The organism is Ruegeria sp. YTSC199 (assembly GCF_059609725.1).
Window position 1 is genome coordinate 102,865 of sequence record NZ_JBXWMF010000009.1, and the last position, 16,499, is coordinate 119,363.

At 55.2% G+C, this 16,499-nt stretch carries 17 protein-coding genes and 2 pseudogenes; 10 read left to right on the forward strand and 9 right to left on the reverse strand.

What is annotated here, in order from left to right:
* The first annotated feature begins 4 nt into the window (after positions 1-4).
* From AC2FEE_RS10835 to AC2FEE_RS10870, 8 genes and pseudogenes are all read left to right on the forward strand, one after another.
* The gene (locus AC2FEE_RS10835; protein ID WP_496865109.1) at positions 5-469 is read left to right on the forward strand and encodes an Lrp/AsnC family transcriptional regulator; all 465 of its coding nucleotides are present in this window, start codon (positions 5-7) and stop codon (positions 467-469) included.
* 195 nt (positions 470-664) lie between these two features.
* A complete protein-coding gene (locus tag AC2FEE_RS10840; protein WP_496865111.1) occupies positions 665-1,819 on the forward strand; it encodes an amidohydrolase in 1,155 nt (384 codons plus the stop codon).
* A complete protein-coding gene (locus AC2FEE_RS10845) occupies positions 1,816-2,979 on the forward strand; it encodes a M24 family metallopeptidase (RefSeq protein ID WP_496865113.1) in 1,164 nt (387 codons plus the stop codon). The genes AC2FEE_RS10840 and AC2FEE_RS10845 overlap by 4 nt, the downstream gene beginning before the upstream one ends.
* 9 nt (positions 2,980-2,988) lie before the next feature.
* Positions 2,989-3,729, forward strand: coding sequence for a maleate cis-trans isomerase family protein (locus tag AC2FEE_RS10850; protein WP_496865115.1), 741 nt, complete (start codon positions 2,989-2,991; stop codon positions 3,727-3,729).
* Between the two features lie 325 nt (positions 3,730-4,054).
* Positions 4,055-4,444, forward strand: coding sequence for an IS66-like element accessory protein TnpA (gene tnpA, locus AC2FEE_RS10855; RefSeq protein WP_496865116.1), 390 nt, complete (start codon positions 4,055-4,057; stop codon positions 4,442-4,444).
* Positions 4,441-4,794, forward strand: coding sequence for an IS66 family insertion sequence element accessory protein TnpB (gene tnpB, locus AC2FEE_RS10860; RefSeq protein ID WP_496865118.1), 354 nt, complete (start codon positions 4,441-4,443; stop codon positions 4,792-4,794). Before tnpA ends, tnpB begins: the two co-directional genes overlap by 4 nt.
* A 54-nt stretch (positions 4,795-4,848) precedes the next feature.
* Positions 4,849-6,383 (forward strand): annotated as a pseudogene (gene tnpC, locus AC2FEE_RS10865) (IS66 family transposase).
* Positions 6,368-7,036, forward strand: a complete 669-nt coding sequence (locus AC2FEE_RS10870; RefSeq protein WP_496865119.1) for a hypothetical protein — start codon at positions 6,368-6,370, stop codon at positions 7,034-7,036. Before tnpC ends, AC2FEE_RS10870 begins: the two are co-directional and overlap by 16 nt.
* 391 nt (positions 7,037-7,427) lie before the next feature.
* Here AC2FEE_RS10870 and AC2FEE_RS10875 read toward each other — a convergent pair whose 3' ends face one another.
* From AC2FEE_RS10875 to AC2FEE_RS10885, 3 genes are all read right to left on the reverse strand, one after another.
* Positions 7,428-7,907, reverse strand: a complete 480-nt coding sequence (locus tag AC2FEE_RS10875) for a helix-turn-helix transcriptional regulator (protein WP_496865121.1) — start codon at positions 7,905-7,907, stop codon at positions 7,428-7,430.
* A 53-nt stretch (positions 7,908-7,960) separates the two neighbouring features.
* The gene (locus AC2FEE_RS10880; RefSeq protein ID WP_496865123.1) at positions 7,961-8,395 is read right to left on the reverse strand and encodes a hypothetical protein; all 435 of its coding nucleotides are present in this window, start codon (positions 8,393-8,395) and stop codon (positions 7,961-7,963) included.
* 77 nt (positions 8,396-8,472) lie between these two features.
* Positions 8,473-8,985, reverse strand: coding sequence for a hypothetical protein (locus tag AC2FEE_RS10885; RefSeq protein WP_496865125.1), 513 nt, complete (start codon positions 8,983-8,985; stop codon positions 8,473-8,475).
* A 440-nt stretch (positions 8,986-9,425) separates the two neighbouring features.
* Between AC2FEE_RS10885 and AC2FEE_RS10890 the strand changes: the two genes are divergently transcribed.
* On the forward strand, positions 9,426-10,820 hold the full coding sequence (locus AC2FEE_RS10890; RefSeq protein ID WP_496865127.1) for a di-heme oxidoredictase family protein: 1,395 nt from the start codon (positions 9,426-9,428) through the stop codon (positions 10,818-10,820).
* A 134-nt stretch (positions 10,821-10,954) separates the two neighbouring features.
* Here the strand turns inward: AC2FEE_RS10890 and AC2FEE_RS10895 are convergent.
* The 6 genes and pseudogenes from AC2FEE_RS10895 to AC2FEE_RS10920 form a co-directional block, all read right to left on the reverse strand.
* A pseudogene (locus tag AC2FEE_RS10895) lies at positions 10,955-11,098 on the reverse strand (integrase); the annotation flags it as partial.
* A 332-nt stretch (positions 11,099-11,430) separates the two neighbouring features.
* Positions 11,431-11,805: a nuclear transport factor 2 family protein gene (locus AC2FEE_RS10900; protein WP_496865129.1), complete on the reverse strand. Its 375-nt coding sequence runs from the start codon at positions 11,803-11,805 to the stop codon at positions 11,431-11,433.
* On the reverse strand, positions 11,802-12,698 hold the full coding sequence (locus AC2FEE_RS10905) for an alpha/beta hydrolase (RefSeq protein ID WP_496865131.1): 897 nt from the start codon (positions 12,696-12,698) through the stop codon (positions 11,802-11,804). Before AC2FEE_RS10905 ends, AC2FEE_RS10900 begins: the two co-directional genes overlap by 4 nt.
* Positions 12,695-13,180, reverse strand: a complete 486-nt coding sequence (locus tag AC2FEE_RS10910) for a flavin reductase family protein (RefSeq protein ID WP_496865132.1) — start codon at positions 13,178-13,180, stop codon at positions 12,695-12,697. Before AC2FEE_RS10910 ends, AC2FEE_RS10905 begins: the two co-directional genes overlap by 4 nt.
* Positions 13,177-13,854 carry a glutathione S-transferase family protein gene (locus AC2FEE_RS10915; RefSeq protein WP_496865133.1) on the reverse strand — a complete coding sequence of 226 codons (678 nt, stop codon included), beginning with the start codon at positions 13,852-13,854 and terminating at the stop codon, positions 13,177-13,179. The genes AC2FEE_RS10910 and AC2FEE_RS10915 overlap by 4 nt, the downstream gene beginning before the upstream one ends.
* Positions 13,847-15,037, reverse strand: coding sequence for an LLM class flavin-dependent oxidoreductase (locus tag AC2FEE_RS10920; protein WP_496865135.1), 1,191 nt, complete (start codon positions 15,035-15,037; stop codon positions 13,847-13,849). Before AC2FEE_RS10920 ends, AC2FEE_RS10915 begins: the two co-directional genes overlap by 8 nt.
* Before the next feature lie 102 nt (positions 15,038-15,139).
* Between AC2FEE_RS10920 and AC2FEE_RS10925 the strand changes: the two genes are divergently transcribed.
* Positions 15,140-15,757, forward strand: coding sequence for a helix-turn-helix domain-containing protein (locus AC2FEE_RS10925; RefSeq protein WP_496865136.1), 618 nt, complete (start codon positions 15,140-15,142; stop codon positions 15,755-15,757).
* Positions 15,758-16,499 lie beyond the last annotated feature (742 nt).

Genomic DNA, 16,499 nt, shown 5'->3' on the forward strand with positions numbered 1-16,499 from the left:
TTTCATGAGCGCGGAACTTGATGATGCAGACACCACAATTCTCAGAACGCTTCAGAAGGATTGTCGAATCGGACTTGAACAACTGGCGCAAGAGTGCAGCCTTTCAGTTCCGTCCGTGCAGCGCCGGCTTAAACGGCTGCGGGAATCCGGCCTGATCCTGAAAGAGGTTGCCGTCCTCGACCCGTCGCGTTTCGATTACAAGATGACATTCATTGTTCTTGTTGAGCTCGATCGGGAATCGCTTCAGCAGCTCGATGTTTTTCGCAAGCGCGCCAGAAACGAGCCACAGGTTCAGCAATGCTACTATGTAACCGGAGACGCCGACTTCATTCTCGTGTGCGTTGCCCGGGACATGCAGGATTTTGAGGATTTGACCCACCGGTTGTTCTTTGACAACTCTAACGTCCGCCGTTTCCGCACGTCTGTGGCGATGGATCGTACTAAAATCGGTCTGGACCTTCCAATCTGACCATTTTGGGGTTGAACTCGCATCGAACACGAAGCGCCAAGTCGATCGTTTTCTAACAGTGGACTGGCGCTTCTGTGTAAATCGATCTGGAATTGCCGATCTGGTGCAAATTTTTCTGTCTGCGGGGCGGAAACTTGATGCAACTCGCGCATCACCACTGTGTAGAACTAAGTTAAATAACACGTGGATGACGATATGAGCGATTTAGAAACCCGTCTGATCGAGCTTCGGCAAGATCTGCACCGGAACCCCGAACTGGGTTTCCAAGAGACACGTACCAAGGCGTTGGTCTCCGAACGGTTGCGTGCATTAAGGATCGAGGTACACGAAGGGGTTGGAGTTGTTGGTGTGCTCCGGTCCGGGAGTGGTAACAAGGCCATCGGGCTACGTGCAGACATGGATGCCCTGCCGATTACCGAAACTTCGGTGCATGATTATGTCTCAAAAACGTCTGGTGTAATGCATGCGTGCGGCCATGACGGCCATACGACAATGCTTCTTGGAGCGGCGGAGCGTCTGGCGCAGGATCCGGCATTCGACGGCACCGTCGTCTTTCTTTTCCAGCCCAACGAAGAGCATGGGCTTGGCGCGCGCGCAATGATCGACGAAGGCGTGCTAGAGCGATTTCCAGTCGATGAAGTGTATGCGATTCACAATTTACCTGGTGCGCCCACCGGCCAGATTTCGACGCGCACCGGTATCATCTGCAATAGCGAAACGCTTTTTGAGATTGTTATAAAAGGGCAGGGCGGCCACGCCTCCATGCCGCAGACCGGCGTTGATGCCATAACTGTGGGTGCTGAAATTGTGCTCGCTTTACAGACAGTGGTTGCCCGAAAACTCGCGCCCGCGTCCGGCGCAGTCATCTCATGCACCGAATTCCTGACTGACGGTCAACGAAATGTACTGCCGGGTAATGCCACGCTCAAGGGGGATTTCCGGGCCAGATCGTCCGTGGACAGAAGTGCCATCGAACGTTTCATGCGCCAGATCGCCAAAGGAGTGGCGACGGCGCACGGAATCGAAGCGTCGGTGAAATTCGACACTCAATTTGTAGAGGCCATCAACTCCAAGGGGCCGGTCGAGGCAGTATACCGCGCTGCCGAAGCCGCAGGTTGTGACCTGATCTGCGATCGCTCTCCGATGAGCTTTTCAGAAGATTTCGCACAGTTCTCGGCCGCTGTACCAGGCTGTTTCCTGTTGATGGGCAATGGGGAGGTCGGACCAAACGCCCAACCGCTCCATTCTTCTGACTATGATTTTAATGATGCCCTGTTGGCTGTCGGCACGGAATTCTGGGTCAAACTGGTGCAGGACCGTTTGCCACTTCGAAAGGATCAACGTTCATGAACGCCCCACGACGCGGTTTCGACAACGAGGAATACGCAGCCCGCACGGCAGCGGCACAAGCAAAGATGGCCGAAACTGGAATGGCCGGTATGCTGCTGACCACTGAACCAGAGGTGCGCTATTTCAGCGGGTTTCACACGCTGTTCTGGCAAAGCCCAACCCGCCCATGGTTCCTGTTCATACCCGCAGAGGGTAAACCTGTTGCGATCATCCCCGAGATCGGTGCCGATCTTATGCGCCGCACCTGGATCACTGAAATCCGCACGTGGAGCGCCCCGGCGCCACAAGACGACGGTGTCGGGCTATTAATCGATCTATTGTCTACTTATGCCAGACGAGGCGAGACAGTTGGTCTAATGAAGGGACATGAAACCCACCTGCGGATGCCGGTGGGCGACTATGAACAGCTGATAGGAGGCCTCAAGGGCCTCGCGATTGCAGACGCTACCGAGATCGTTCGCAGCTTGCGAATGGTGAAGTCCGAGGCCGAGATCGAAAAGCTTTCGCATATCTGCGCCATCGGTTCACGTACGTTTGCACGGGTGCCTGCAATCGCCCACGAAGGTCAACCTCTCGAAGAGCTATTCCGGACTTTCCGCCGTGAAGGCCTGGCACAGGGCGCCGACGACGTTCCATATCTTGTTGGCGGTGCAGACAACGGGGGCTATCACGATGTCATCTCTCCGCCCTCGCGTCGCCCCCTGGCGCGCGGTGATATCCTGATGCTCGACTCTGGCGCCAACTGGGATGGGTATTTCTGCGACTTCGACCGGAACTGGGCAATCGGCAGCGCTGATGATGCCTCACGCCGCGCCTATGACGTGCTTTGGCGCGCGACCGAGGCTGGGATTGCCGCTGCCCGTCCAGGCGCGACTTGTCGCGATCTATTTCATGCGATGCAGAGAGTGATCGCTGAACTGGACGATCAGGGCGGTGACATTGGCAGGTTGGGTCATGGGCTTGGCATGCAACTGACCGAATGGCCCTCGCACACCACCTGGGACACGACCGAGATCACCGAGAACATGGTGCTGACCCTTGAGCCTTCGCTCGGCTATGGTAACGGGCGGATCATGGTGCATGAGGAGAACATAGTCGTGCGCGCAGGTGGCGCGGAACTTCTGACAGAGCGCGCTGCGCCCGACCTTCCAATCATCTGAGGCTCCGATATGAAACTCGATTTCCAAACAGACGGCGGCATTGGTACACGGGCCAATCTCGGCGTGATCGTCCTTGAAACGGACGAAACACTTGAGCATGAGTTTTCGCGCATCATGGACCGGGCGGGGGTAGCGCTGTATCACAGCAGGATCCCCATGGTGCCCGAAATCCGGCCTGATACCCTGGCGCGTATGGAAGAGGACTTGCCGGGATCAGCGAAGCTATTGCCATCATCGCTCAACTTTGACGCCATCGGATTTGGCTGCACTTCAGCCTCAACGGTGATCGGGTCTGAGAAAGTGGCTCACGCCATCGAAACCGTATGCCCCGACGCTTGCGTAACCAATCCGCTGGCGGCAATCATCGCTGCTGGTAAGCATCTGAAGGCAAAGCGATTAGGCTTTGTAACCCCTTACGTCCCAGAGGTATCTGTCGGGATGCGCGCAAAGCTTGAGGAAGCCGGGTTCGAGATCGCTGGCTTCGGCTCGTTCGAGGAAGGCGATGATCGTATTGTCGCCCGGATCACAGAAACGTCGATCCTTGCGGCCATCGAGAAGGTCGCCGCGCAAGCAACCTGCGATGCCGTGGTTGTGTCCTGCACGAATCTACGATGCCTCGATGTCATCGTTCGGGCGGAAGAAAGCATTGGGGTGCCAGTCCTTTCGAGCAACCAAGCGCTGGCCTGGCACATGCTTCGGTTGGCCGGCATCGAGGACACCAACACTCAGTTCGGGCGTCTTTTCGGATAGCGAAGTGAAGCTGGGAGTATCGTCGACGAGGCAGTGTCAGAGTTTTCTAGCGTGTAAGCCCGGTGTTTACCCAGCGGTAGCCATGTCTGTCCTACTCTCATAAATGCAGCGGTGATTATTGATGTTAAAAATTAACTTTCCGGGTCGAGTCATACACGCCTCTGATGCGGAAACCATTGATCGTCGTCGTAAACGGTATCCGTATACTGTCGTCATTTTGGGAGCATTTTTCTCGCTAAGCGTAAGCGTTGCTTTGGTCCCACCTTCCGTTTTGGTTTGTGATTTGAGATTCCAACCTGAGAGCTAGTTTTCAGGGAGTCTCTCAATGGAACACTCAACGTCGTTTCTCAATGACATTGATTTGGTGGTCGGCCCTCGTGGTCATCGACGCTGGCCTCGTGATCTGAAGGCACGGATTGTTGCGGAAACGCTTGTCGATGGCGCAACAATGAGTGATGTGGCGCGGCGGTATGATATGCGGCCGAACCATTTGTCGGCGTGGCGGCGCGAGGCGAAGAACGGTCGGTTGGTTCTGCCTGCTACCGAGGAGCCCGACTTTGCACCTTTGGTTGTGACATCTGATCCTGCGCCCAATATCTCGTCGTCCTCGGCAACCTTGGATTTGCTTCTCGGTGATGTTGTTGTTCGGCTGGATGCGGCAATGCCGCCTGAGCGGATTGCCGAGATTGTTCGCGCGTTGAACGGGGTCACATGATCTTTCCCTCGAACCGGGTGCGGATCGTAGTGGCAACGAAGCCTGTGGATTTCCGCAAGGGCCATGACGGGCTGGCCGCGCTGGTGCAAAGTGAGTTGCGCAAGCAGCCGTTCACCGGGACTGTATTTGTTTTTCGCTCCAAGCGTGCCGACCGCTTGAAGCTTTTATATTGGGACGGCACCGGGTTGGTGATGACCTATAAACGGCTTGAGGAAACGACGTTCACCTGGCCTGCGATCCGGGATGGTCTGATGTCGCTCAACCATGCTCAGTTCGAGGCGCTGTTTGCGGGTCTCGACTGGCGGAAAGTGAAGGCGCTGTCAGTACGCCCACCAACTACGGCAGAGTGACTCGCGCACCCTTTTGGGCAGGCCGCCGGGTGTCCGTTTTGGTAGATCATGACCATGATTGCGACGGCAGATCTTCCCGATGACATTGATGCGCTCAAAGCCATGATTGTGGCCCAGGGCGAGCAGAATGCGCGTCTGGAAACGCTGGTTGTGGCGCTCAGGAAAGCGCTCTTTGGTCGTAAATCCGAGAAAGCCGATCCAGATCAGTTCGAGTTGGCTCTGGAAGATATCGAATCCGGGATTGCCCAAGTCGAGGCCGAGGGTGAAGCCAATCCGTTCGTCACGCCGACGCGAACGTCGAAGTCGCGCAAGTCCAACCGAGGATCATTGCCCAAACATTTGCCGCGCATCGAGGAAGTGATTGAGCCGGAAAGCACGATTTGCGGCTGTGGTACTGAGCGGCATATCATTGGCGAGGATGGCAGCGAGCAGCTTGATATCATCCCGGCCCAGTTCCGCGTGATTGTCACCCGCCGTCCAAAGTATGCCTGCCGCTCCTGCGAAGAGGGTATCGTACAGGCTCCTGCTTTGGCGCATCTGATCTCTGGTGGGATGCCAACCGAGGCGACAATAGCCCATGTGATCGTCAGCAAATATGCGGATCATCTTCCCCTGTATCGTCAGGCTCAGATATACGCCCGGCAAGGCATTGATCTGGATCGCTCGACCCTTGCAACCTGGGTTGGCCGGGCAGCCTTCGAACTGCGGCCCGTCTATGACGCGCTGTTGGTCGATTTGAAGCGGTCAACCAAGCTGTTCATGGATGAGACCGTGGCCCCGGTCCTCGATCCCGGTCGCAAAAAACCAAAACCGGATACTTCTGGGCTCTCGCCCGCGATGATCGACCATGGAGCGGGGATGATCCACCCGGCGTATCCTTCACTTATGCACCGGGCCGCGCCGGTGAATATGCAAAGCAAATCCTAGCTGGCTTCAATGGCACGCTCCAGGTCGATGGCAATGCCGAATACAACCGCCTGCTCAAACGGCAGGAAGGCGCGATCCGGTTGGCTCACTGCTGGGCGCATGCGCGCCGCAAGCTCTTTGATGTCGCGAAAGCTGGCAAAGCCACCCTGATTGCCGATGAAGGCATCGCACAAATCCAGACACTCTACCGCATCGAAAAGGAAATCGGAGGTCAAAGCCCGGATGCTCGGGGCGCAATGCGGCAGGAGCGCTCAAAACCAATCATCGATCAAATGGAGATCTGGCTTAGAGAGCAGCGCTCGCACGTCTCCGCCAAATCACCCATCGGCGAGGCACTGAGCTACATTGCCAAACATTGGGCGGGCCTGACTATGTTCCTGGACGATGGTCGCGTGGAATTGGATTCCAACAGCATTGAGCGGACAATCCGCCCAATCGCCCTAAACAGGAAAAACGCTCTCTTTGCGGGGCATGAAGCCGGGGCTCAGAACTGGGCCATCCTTGCCTCCTTGATTGAGACCTGTAAGTTGAACGGAATTGAACCGCATAGTTATTTGGCACATTCCCTGACAGCCATCGTCAATGGTCATAGGCAAAGCCGGGTCGGAGAATTGCTTCCTTGGGCAGTTGGGGAAATGAAAACAACATGGAAGATTGGCTAGGAAATACTTCAGATAGCTATGTCGCAAACAACGTGCGGATATCAAATTTTCCGGTAGAACAAGTCTCTAGCTTGTTTAAGGGGCATATTTTTGTGGGAGGCCTTTTTTGTTCTCAAATAGATTGGCCTAAGGGGCATTTGGCATTGGGTGCAGGCGGGCTTCCCAGCCTGAAGAAGCAATGGTTGAAAGTTTTTCCAGACAACGAAGCGGTCAATCTGCAACTGAATGTTGATTTGGGCAAGTCATCAGATCTTGCACCAATGTCAAAATTGTTCGTTTTTCAGCATCACAGAATGGGGTGGAAAGACTGGCCAACCGACGGCAGGTATTTCAGCGCAAAATGCCGATTTTCAGAACCCATGTTCGAAACGATAAAGACCTCTGCGATCAAAGGTAAAACCACTCATTCCGACTGCCTCGAAAATGTTATCATTTTGCCCATGCCCCATGCTTGCGAGCCGGATGAGACATCGTTTGCTTCACCCAAACCCCTGCGTACCCAAAAACCAATATCGTTGAGCCAAGTCCTGATTGGACATTTAAGCGAAGACAATCAAACGATCACATCCATTTCGATCTGCGAAGAGGACGTCAAGTATTACGAGCAGTCGATCAGCGGCACAAAGTCAAGACGATGGTGGCGGAGAAGGTAGCGTGTGATCAACGCAGCGCTTACCGCTAAGCGGCTGCTCGTTCTAAAGAGTTGAATGCTCAGCTAGTCCGCTATCTGTGAGTTCGCCTGAACGTTGGTTTCGCGCTCGCAGCAAATTGAAGGTTCGACGGGCAGCATCGCAGCATCTTGACCGCCGGTTCTAAGTCCGGAATGGGCCGCCCACAGCTTTAGCCGTATGACCAAATTGCAATGAGTACTGGAATTGCTGCTTCATCGTAGATTTCGGCACCAAGATATCCAAGTAAGCCGTCCGTCTTCGACTTCCCGTGCAAGCCTATTATTGCGTGCAGAGGAGCAGATTCTGGATTTCTACGTGATGTTGATGCGCTGCATCGAGTGAGTGCCATAGCGCCATCTGATCCAACTTGTGTCTAGAACAGGAGATCCTCAACGAGCTGTGAGATCAATTGGCTTTTGCCAGACACTCCTGCCTTTCTGTAAATCGCAGTACATTGAGCCTTAACAGTTCCAATTCGGGTTTGCCTCAGATTGGCGATTTCAGCCATAGACATCCCCTTCAGAACAAGCCATGCGATCTCTGTTTCCGCGCCAGTCAGGCCGAGCTTCTCGAAATACGCCTCTGCTACAGTTGTGAACTCGCCGGACGTGATCCGGCGGGCAGTTTCGGCCCGATGTGTCGCTTTTTGGGCCACGAGCGCAAGCCGGACACCCATAAATGCACCAAGTATCAGCCCGATACTGGCGCCTGCTTCGACAAGCTCTCGCACACTCCAACGTAGCGGAACCGATGGGATGCCCAAAATAGATGCCAGGATTTCCCACAGGAAATACGCACCACACAGGCACTGGATGAGGACAAGGGTCCACACGACCCATGCGCGGTTCATCATGCGCGGCACTCTGTGCAGGTCAATTCCGTTTCAGCAGGTTGCCTCATGTCAGATCACCCACCGTTTTTTCCGTGGCCGCCATGTCCGCCGCCACCTTTGGGACCGCCGGATTTGCCATCCCCTTTGGGGCCATCGGATTTGCCAGCCCCTTTGGGGCCGCTATGCGTATTTGGTTCGCTCGGTTGGGCACGTTTGTCTGGTTCATTGGCTGGCGGAGCAGGGCGCTCGTCGCCATGTGTTTCCTTTGAGAACCTTTGGTCTCGCAAAACCTCTCCGGACGTACGGTTCAGCACCACTTCGCGCAGTTCATTCTGATCACTCGCGGTGATGACGATACGGCCGAGCCAAGACCGTTTTACTTCGTCGACCGTGAAACCTTCGGCCTCAATCCGCGCGATGACGCCGTCAGCAACGGAAACCTGAGCCTGCGCCGGCGAGTGCAATAGCATGAACACCGCCAGGCTTGCGAGGATATGTGATCTACGCATCATAAAGTTCCCGTACATTTGCACATTGGCTAAGTGGTTACCGCGCACCGTGTCAACCGGTGCGCGGTGGCTTTATGTTACCCGCGAGGACCGCCTCGACCGCCGTGGCCGCCACGACCTTCGCCGCCGCGACCTCCACGACCTTCGCCACTGCCGCCCCTTTCACCAGAGTCAGCCGTCTCGCCGCCGGAGTCTGCACTTCGGCCTTCACCGTCGCGCCCTGCTGGGATCCCTTGTTCGGCCAGCTGATCGCCGATGTTCCGCCGATCTTCGGGGTTCAGGCTCGAGTGGTCGATATCCCCCAGCGCCACGGTTTCACCGGTTGAAGGGTCGACGACCTCAACCTCTGAAATATCAATGGCGTTCCGATCACGGCCTCGGGGCTGGACTCCCTGTTCTTTCAGCTGATCCCGAATATCGGCACGTTCTTCCTCGGACAATGCTTCGAAATCCACTTCGGACAGCTCGACGGTTTCGCCTGTACTCGGGTCAACAACCGAGATGCTTTTGGCAAGTAGCGGCTGGAACGACACTGCGGTGATTAGAGCTGCAAGGATCAACGGGCTGTGAGGGAGTAAGAGAGTACGCATGTTTGTTCTTCCTGTTTGTAAGTTTTAACGCGGCTTGGATTGGCGCCGTGAAGCCTAGATGCAGTGAAAACTACGATCGGAATACTGGACGCGAGCCTGATTTTTGGCGCCATAAGCCAAAGTCATAGATCGGTGTAGCAGGGCCGAAATGCTCAAGATCGACACGCTCACAATGTGTTCTTCACGGTGAAGTTTTCGGTGTCAGACGTCTATATGACTTTGGCTTAGACCGCGCATTCGCAGCCTGGGTTCAATGGTTTTCAGGTGGAAAAACATGCCACTCAAGTTCCTTCAGCCGTCACTAATAGACTGGCCAGCAACCGAGAAGTGGACACAATATGCGACCAAGAATTCTGTGCTTTGTTATGGCAAGCCTAACACCTATGGCGGTCTTAGCAGATGAGGAACCTGCGCCCGTCGATCAGCACAAATTATCGCGCATGATACAGAACGGAGAGGCAACCAAGGCGTTTCTAGAGGCCTTCGAGGCAGGGGATGAACTAACCGAGTTCAGCTTTGACGCAGCGCGCGGGGTCGGTGCTAATATCGGCGAGGGCCGTCGTTTTACGCGTATTCCCCGGGCTGATCTCGCCGACCCATCGGAGTGGGCTTCGCATTTTCCGAAGCGCGAAGGAGGGGCTAACGCGACATCTTGTATTGCCTGTCATAACGCACCGATTGCCAATGGGGCGGGTGACGTTGCAATGAACGTTCTTGTGGATCCCGCGCATACGGGCGACGCAACCAGATATCTTGAGAGAAATACACTCCCCCTGTTTGCGCTTGGTATCCCTCAGCGGCTTGCAGAGGAAATTAGCGCGGACCTGTATCAACAGCGTGATGCAGCCCATCAGGTTGCCTGCAACTCGGGTCGCGCCTCAGTTCAGTTAGAGTCCAAGGGGGTAGACTTTGGAACGTTGACACTGACCCGTACTTCGCAAGACCCTTGTACCGTCGGCACGGATTCCAGCGAATTGAGTGGCATCGACCCGGACCTCGTGATCAAACCGTTTGGATGGAAAGGTAATCATGCAACGATCAGAGCATTCACGAGGAATGCTGCGCACAATGAACTGGGATTACAGGCCGTCGAGCTTGTCGGAGGCCAGGATGGCGATTTCGATGGTGTGGTGAATGAGTTGACCGTCGGCGATGTGACGGCGCTCACAGTATACATGGCGGCCCTCGAACGGCCAGTAACCAAGATTGAACTGGCCGATCTGGGTTTGATCGATCTTTCTGGGTCCGAAAGAAACGATATTCTGGCAGGAGAGGCGCTATTCGCTCAAACCGGCTGCACAAGTTGTCACACGCCAGAGATGAACCTTCGGGATACAACGTTCAAAGAACCCAGCGAAATTCCGGGTTTCTACGATGCCAGGTTTCCAGATGGATCTGACCCGAATACTCATGGCCTGAACGTCGTCAGTGCAATCACGTTCAATCTGGCCGGAGATCAACCCAACAACTCGATTAAGCTGCCGAACGGTTCAATCCACCATCTGGGTGCAATGGGGCAGAATGCCGAAGGTGAGCCAGTGGCCCGATGGTACACAGATTTCAAACGACACGATATGGGTTCCGATTTGGCGGATCCCGATGACCCTCTTGGGTTGGGGGCATCTATGTTTCTGACGCGATCACTGGCGGGTGTCGGTGCAACTGGACCCTGGCTACACGATGGTCGGGCAACCACTCTGCAAGAGGCAATTGTGAGTCATGCGGGTGACGCCTTAGACAGCGCCACTGCCTACAACCACCTCAGCGAAAGCGAACAAAGTAAAATCGTCGCCTTTCTGGAGAATCTAACCATATATAAGACGGCCGAAGAATAAGTGCTGGCCGAGAAAAGTGGACCGGCAGATTTGGCCGGTGCCGAGTGAATTCTTGCCTCCCGGATACTGCGCGTTCATTGAATGTCTGGAATGTGGGCAGCGACCGCTCCATGAGAGTGGAGCTGCCCACGTCATTAGACGTCAATAGCTTTTGCAACCACAAACGCGTCTTCCAACTCAGCGCCCAGATTCCTGACTGTACTGTCCATTTTCGTATGACCTAGAAGAGGTTGAACCGTAAGCATGTTCCCAGTCTTCTTGGTTGTGTCACAAACTTTTGGAGCGAACGACTGGTTTGGCGGGCCGCACCACGGCAAAGAGCCTATAGGCCAACGGCAGGTATGGGTCGTCCTCGCCGGATTACCTAACTGAGCACCCTCAGATGCCGCACCGCCTCTGGAGTCGGCTCTTAGCCCAATACAACAAATGCTGTGCGACGCGTGAACGGGCGCGAACCGCGTTTTGCTATCGTTGACGACGGCGGCATGACCTTTGTTGGTCGCTTGCATCCTGAAAATTGCTCGAAGCCCGCCCGTGATTGGGCTAGTGCAAGCGGCGTCAGGGGCCCTACCAAACTGTCGCATGTCTGGTCGCATCAGGGGTTAATCGATCAGCTTGTGCGTTGCTTGTAGTACGTGTCCTTGTGGACAATCAGCCCATCGCGGTAGGTCAGGATATCGACGCTCAGGAATTCTTCCTTCGTGCCATCCTTATGCGTCGCAGTTCGACGATATTCGCAATAGGCCTTGTCGCCTGAAATTGCGCAATCCAGCGTTTCCCAATGCACGTTTTCAACTTTTTCGAACAGCGCGGAGAAGGCGCCGCGGATCGTATCGGCACCTTCAAGCCGGACGCCATGCTCGTCGGGGCCAGTGGCGTGATCAAAGGTAGCATCGTCAGCGAAATGCTTCATCACAGCGTCGATGTCATTGGCGTTGAAAGCATCACCAACAGAGTCAACAAGATCTCGGGTCAAAGCAGTCATGAGTGCGGTCCTTTTCCTTGAAGCATATTGCATGTGTGTTTGAAGAAGGGACTCGTCGGGTCAACAAGCGTGTTCAACTCGTCAAAATGATCGACGTCGGGCACGAAATAGAGGCCAATCTGGCGGTCTGGGGTCTTGTATTTATCGACATACATGCGTGCTTGGCGGTGGAATTCGTCCGTTTCTGCGCCTCCGACAACAACCAACTGCGGTGCATTTGTAACCGGGGGTTGATTGGTCATCGGGCTTTCTGCCTCGGCCTCTTCCGGGGTCATACGAATACCGACATTGAGGGCCTCGGTCAGACGCACCGGTTCGAGGTAGCTGAGCGGTGAAACCGGGATGCCGGATTTGATCAGGTCCGCGGGCAGATCCTTGCCGAAACCTGGCCAATTGGTCGCCATCATCATCTGGGTGATATGGCCGCCAGCCGAGTGACCCATCATGGTGATACGATCTGGATTGATGCCCAGATCGCGTGCGTTGCGCCAGATAAAGGCAATCGCTTCGCGGGCTTCTTCAGAAATTCGCGTGATGCTGACGGATGGGCAAAGATCATAGCCGATGACAACAACATTGAACCCCGCCGCGACAAAAGGCGGTGCAATGAAGCTGTAGATTGATTTGTCGCCGCGCTGCCAATAGCCACCGTGCACGTAAACCAGTGTCGGCGCTGCGGCGTCCTGGCAACGGAAGACATCCAGCTTTTGTTTCTCGCCTTCCCCATAGCGGATATCAAGGCTGCAATCGGATGTGGCCCGCGCAGCCTCGCTGTCGCTGCTCCATGCAGGAATGACGGTGGCTTCATAGTCCGGTCGTCCAGCCCTGAGATTGTATTGTGCGTCGAACTCATCGGGGCTGAAGCGTGTGTGATAGTTCAGATGATCGCTCATGACGAAGCCTCTGGTTGGGGGGCGGAGAAGAACGCACCGCGGCAAAAGACAAGTGGGGGGACCGGCATGTGGGTGTAGTTGATGACACGGCCCAAGAAGATCTCATGATCGTTTGCGTCGACCCTACTGTGAACCGTACACTCTAATTGCGCGGAGGCACCGGGGATCAAAGGCGTCACGGTTCCAGGGGTCCATTCGGTGTCGGTAAACCGGTTTTCGACATCACTGGCGAAGTGCATCGCAAGGTCTTTCTGGTCGGCCGACAGGATATTGACCGCGAAATGGTCCGATTGCGACAGCGTTGGGAACACGCGGCCCGTTTTTGCAACACAGACAGAGATTACCGGCGGCAGCAGTGAGACTGAAGTAAAAGAATTGGCGGTCAGGCCCCATGGCTCTCCATTCGCGTCAAAGGTGGCAACGATGGTCACCCCCGTCGGAAAGGCACCAAGTGCGCGGCGATAGTCCCGGACGTCCATCATTGCACCCCTTCGCGGGCACAGGCTTTTTCCAGAGCAGCCCATTCATCAGGGTTTGTCCCGAAAGGGCGCATGACGTGATCCTGATAGGCAGAGCGTTCCGCCAGCCGCTGATGCCAGGCCTCGACGTTCGGCAACGGCGGGCGGTCGACCTCGACATTGAAATAGCGATAGGTCACGCATCCCAAAGGAATATCCGCCATGGTAAAGCTATCGCCGCAGACATAGGCTTTATCCGCAAGGTGCTGGTCAAGAATGGTCAGGGCCTCATGCGCTTCATCGCGCAGCTTGGCGATCTTTTCCGGGTCACGTTGGTTGGGTTGCGTGCGCACGGTTGCAAAGAACAGATAGATCACTGGCCCGAAGGCGCGGCTGGCCGACCACTCCATCCACTGATCTGCAATCGCACGGGTTTGAATGTCGGTCGGACTAAGCGTTCCTGCACCGTACTGGTCACAGAGATAGCGCACGATGGCGAGGCTTTCCCAAAGCGCAAAATCACCGTCGCGGATCGCCGGTATCATCTTGTTGGGATTGATCTGCGCGTACATCTCAGTGTCGAGCTTGCCAAAGCTGCCCCCTGCCAGTTGCAGCGTGTAGTCCAACCGCAGCTCATTCGCCGTCCAAATCACGGGAATGACGTTCGATGAATAGGGGCGCCCCCAAATCTCAAGCATGTTCCAGCATCCTTTTCTGGGCGATGGATTGCGTGCCGAACCTAGGAACAACATGTTCGAACAGACGATGCCAGCTGGCGAGGATTTTTTCGTAAGGCACACCGGTATATTGCTGCATCAGCATGAGGTGATCGAGGCCGATGGTTTCCTGCCGTTCCGCAAAGCGATCCGCGACAAATTCGGCGTCGCCCACCACAATGATCCCGCGCTTGTTGAGGAAGTCGAACCAATCCATGTCCTCATCTTCGGGCGTCATCTCTTCGCCCACGTCCAGATAGCCGTGCTTGGTCCATTCTCCCTTGGGGCGCGACCCGCCGAGGAACTCGTAGTAAGCATTGATAGGGCCGCGGATAGTGTTCACCGCTTCTTCAATGCTTTCGCCGACATAAAACGCCGTGCAGACTCCGACGCCTTCGCCCAGCTTCACGTCGCGCCCTTCGCGTTGCGACAGTGCCTGGCGGTAAAGCTCCCAACAGGCCAGCGTCGCCTTGGGGCCAGCCGCCATCGAGATCACACCCCAACCGCGCTCGCCGGCCAATTTGAATGTGGGCGGTGCGTTCGACATCAGCCAGACCGGCGGATGAGGGTCGGAGTAGGGGCGGGGGTGCACATACATCGCTTTGTATTCGCCATCCTCGCCGTGATAACGCGCGTCCAGAGGATCAAAGAAACGGTTGGTTTCTTTCCAGCCGGGAACCGGGAATTGATAAAACTCACCGTGATGGGTGAACGCTTCGTTGGTCCAGGCTTTCAGTATGATCTCAAGGCTCTCCTGATAAAGCCGCATGACCTTGGCATTGTCGCGCCGGTCCGCATCCTTGTTGAACTGGATGGTCGAGCGTTCATTGATGCCTTTGGCCACACCGAAATCAAACCGACCCAGCGTCATGTTATCAAGCATCGCGGCATCTTCGGCCACGCGCAAAGGATGCCAGTCCGGCAGGATGATAGGTGCTGTTCCAACCCGTAGTTTCTTGCAATGCGCGGCCACGTGGGTCCCCATTTGGAGCGGGTTAGGCGGCGCATTCATATACCCGTTATGGGCAAAGTGATGCTCGGTGAACCACGCCGTTGTGAAACCCGCCTGCTCGGCCAGAGAACACTGTTCGAGGATCATTTCCAGCGTACGCTCCCAGGGAATCGTCTCACCGGGGCTAAAATTGGCAATCAAATCAAAGCGCATAGCATCCTCCCAGCGGGTAGAAAATCAGTTGATTTTTTACACTCTTTTCAACTAAGTTGATTTTTGCTCGAAAAGTCAACCTAAATCATTTATCTTAAAGACATGAAAAACGACGTGTCCCAGACCGACGCCCAAAGGCTCGGAAGTGAAATTCGCGAAGTGCGCAAAGCGCGTGGATTGACCCTGCAAATCCTGTCCGAGATGGTATCGTGTTCCAAAGCCTATCTCAGCCGGATTGAGCTTGGGGCGGCCAAGGTGTCAGAAGACCTGCTTGGCGAAATCAGCGAAGCGCTCGCGGTCGATCCCAACTGGTTCTTCCCTACGCAGGCGGGCGATGGCCCCCTTGAGCGCAAACACGTTGTGCGACGCGAAAACCGTAGAGCGCTGTCCGCAATGTACACGCGTTCACCAGATGAATTGGGTTTTGAGGATGAATTGCTTTCCAGCACGTTGTCCGGTCATTGTTACTTGATTCTATCACGGTTCCGCCCCGGTGTGGGAGAACCGCCCGAGCCGCTGGAAGGTTATTCATTTGAAGGCGAGCAACACGCCATCGTCCTAAGCGGCGAAGTTGAGCTAAGGCTTGGGGAAGAAGTCATTTATTTGCGCGAAGGGGATAGCTTTTCCTACCCATCGATGATCGCTCACCGCTTTCGCAACAAGACAGAGAAAGAGGCAACAATGGTCTGGGCGATGTCGCCGATACGCATTACTTGGTGACTGTTGGCCCGCAATCACTAATGCAAGAAAAGCATTTGTGTGTGGTGCACTGAAAACGACCCGTAAATTGCGTTTTCATTTTGACTGGATTGCTTTTGTAACAAACCAACGAATGGCTGCCATACCAGTTAACCTTCTATCTGGCATGGCAGTTATACGCCGAAGCCAATTAATTGTTTTTTTGAAAGTCGGTATTGTCCGCGCAAAACTAGTCGCCAACCCCTCGATTTCACGATCGCGGCGAAAGGCAGCTATGCGGGCTGCGCCGCAGCATCTCATCCTGTTAACTAACGGCAGCAAAGGGTCGACACCCGACTGTCTGACAACCGTTGCACCCGGTTCTTGTGCAGGTTTGACAGATGCTCTGTAGTCTGAGAGGTTCCGAATTCTCGTAAAAGAGATTCTAACTATGGACCAACGTACTCTCTGATCCCGCCGCGCGCTGACCTGGATTGGCAGATTGCGCAATGAAACGCTCCTGCGGAGGACTCTGACAATGGACAAACGACGCTAACCCCTTGTGGGTGTTCGCAGGCGTGTATCTGCGCGACTTCAGATTTCTTTTGTCATGAGGTGCACCATGCCCTTCAAACCACCAAAAAAACCCCTTCGGGCTGACCCTTCCTGCTGTGGAGGACACCTCAAAATCCACTAAATTAGTGAAGGTCAAAGCCAAGCCACCGCGCGTCCTGCGTATGAAGTCACCACCGCGTGCGGCCAGGCGTGAATGGCGACGATGCGC

What these genes read in the sequence shown, in the direction of transcription:
- AC2FEE_RS10850 (WP_496865115.1), top strand. Translation starts at nt 2,989, where the DNA reads ATGAAACTCGATTTCCAAACAGACGGCGGCATTGGTACACGGGCCAAT.
- AC2FEE_RS10890 (WP_496865127.1), top strand. Translation starts at nt 9,426, where the DNA reads ATGATACAGAACGGAGAGGCAACCAAGGCGTTTCTAGAGGCCTTCGAG.
- AC2FEE_RS10870 (WP_496865119.1), top strand. Translation starts at nt 6,368, where the DNA reads ATGGAAGATTGGCTAGGAAATACTTCAGATAGCTATGTCGCAAACAAC.
- AC2FEE_RS10905 (WP_496865131.1), bottom strand. Translation starts at nt 12,698, where the DNA reads ATGAGCGATCATCTGAACTATCACACACGCTTCAGCCCCGATGAGTTC.
- AC2FEE_RS10920 (WP_496865135.1), bottom strand. Translation starts at nt 15,037, where the DNA reads ATGCGCTTTGATTTGATTGCCAATTTTAGCCCCGGTGAGACGATTCCC.
- AC2FEE_RS10840 (WP_496865111.1), top strand. Translation starts at nt 665, where the DNA reads ATGAGCGATTTAGAAACCCGTCTGATCGAGCTTCGGCAAGATCTGCAC.
- AC2FEE_RS10885 (WP_496865125.1), bottom strand. Translation starts at nt 8,985, where the DNA reads ATGCGTACTCTCTTACTCCCTCACAGCCCGTTGATCCTTGCAGCTCTA.
- AC2FEE_RS10875 (WP_496865121.1), bottom strand. Translation starts at nt 7,907, where the DNA reads ATGATGAACCGCGCATGGGTCGTGTGGACCCTTGTCCTCATCCAGTGC.
- tnpB (WP_496865118.1), top strand. Translation starts at nt 4,441, where the DNA reads ATGATCTTTCCCTCGAACCGGGTGCGGATCGTAGTGGCAACGAAGCCT.
- AC2FEE_RS10880 (WP_496865123.1), bottom strand. Translation starts at nt 8,395, where the DNA reads ATGCGTAGATCACATATCCTCGCAAGCCTGGCGGTGTTCATGCTATTG.
- AC2FEE_RS10915 (WP_496865133.1), bottom strand. Translation starts at nt 13,854, where the DNA reads ATGCTTGAGATTTGGGGGCGCCCCTATTCATCGAACGTCATTCCCGTG.
- AC2FEE_RS10925 (WP_496865136.1), top strand. Translation starts at nt 15,140, where the DNA reads ATGAAAAACGACGTGTCCCAGACCGACGCCCAAAGGCTCGGAAGTGAA.
- AC2FEE_RS10900 (WP_496865129.1), bottom strand. Translation starts at nt 11,805, where the DNA reads ATGACTGCTTTGACCCGAGATCTTGTTGACTCTGTTGGTGATGCTTTC.
- AC2FEE_RS10845 (WP_496865113.1), top strand. Translation starts at nt 1,816, where the DNA reads ATGAACGCCCCACGACGCGGTTTCGACAACGAGGAATACGCAGCCCGC.
- tnpA (WP_496865116.1), top strand. Translation starts at nt 4,055, where the DNA reads ATGGAACACTCAACGTCGTTTCTCAATGACATTGATTTGGTGGTCGGC.
- AC2FEE_RS10910 (WP_496865132.1), bottom strand. Translation starts at nt 13,180, where the DNA reads ATGATGGACGTCCGGGACTATCGCCGCGCACTTGGTGCCTTTCCGACG.
- AC2FEE_RS10835 (WP_496865109.1), top strand. Translation starts at nt 5, where the DNA reads ATGAGCGCGGAACTTGATGATGCAGACACCACAATTCTCAGAACGCTT.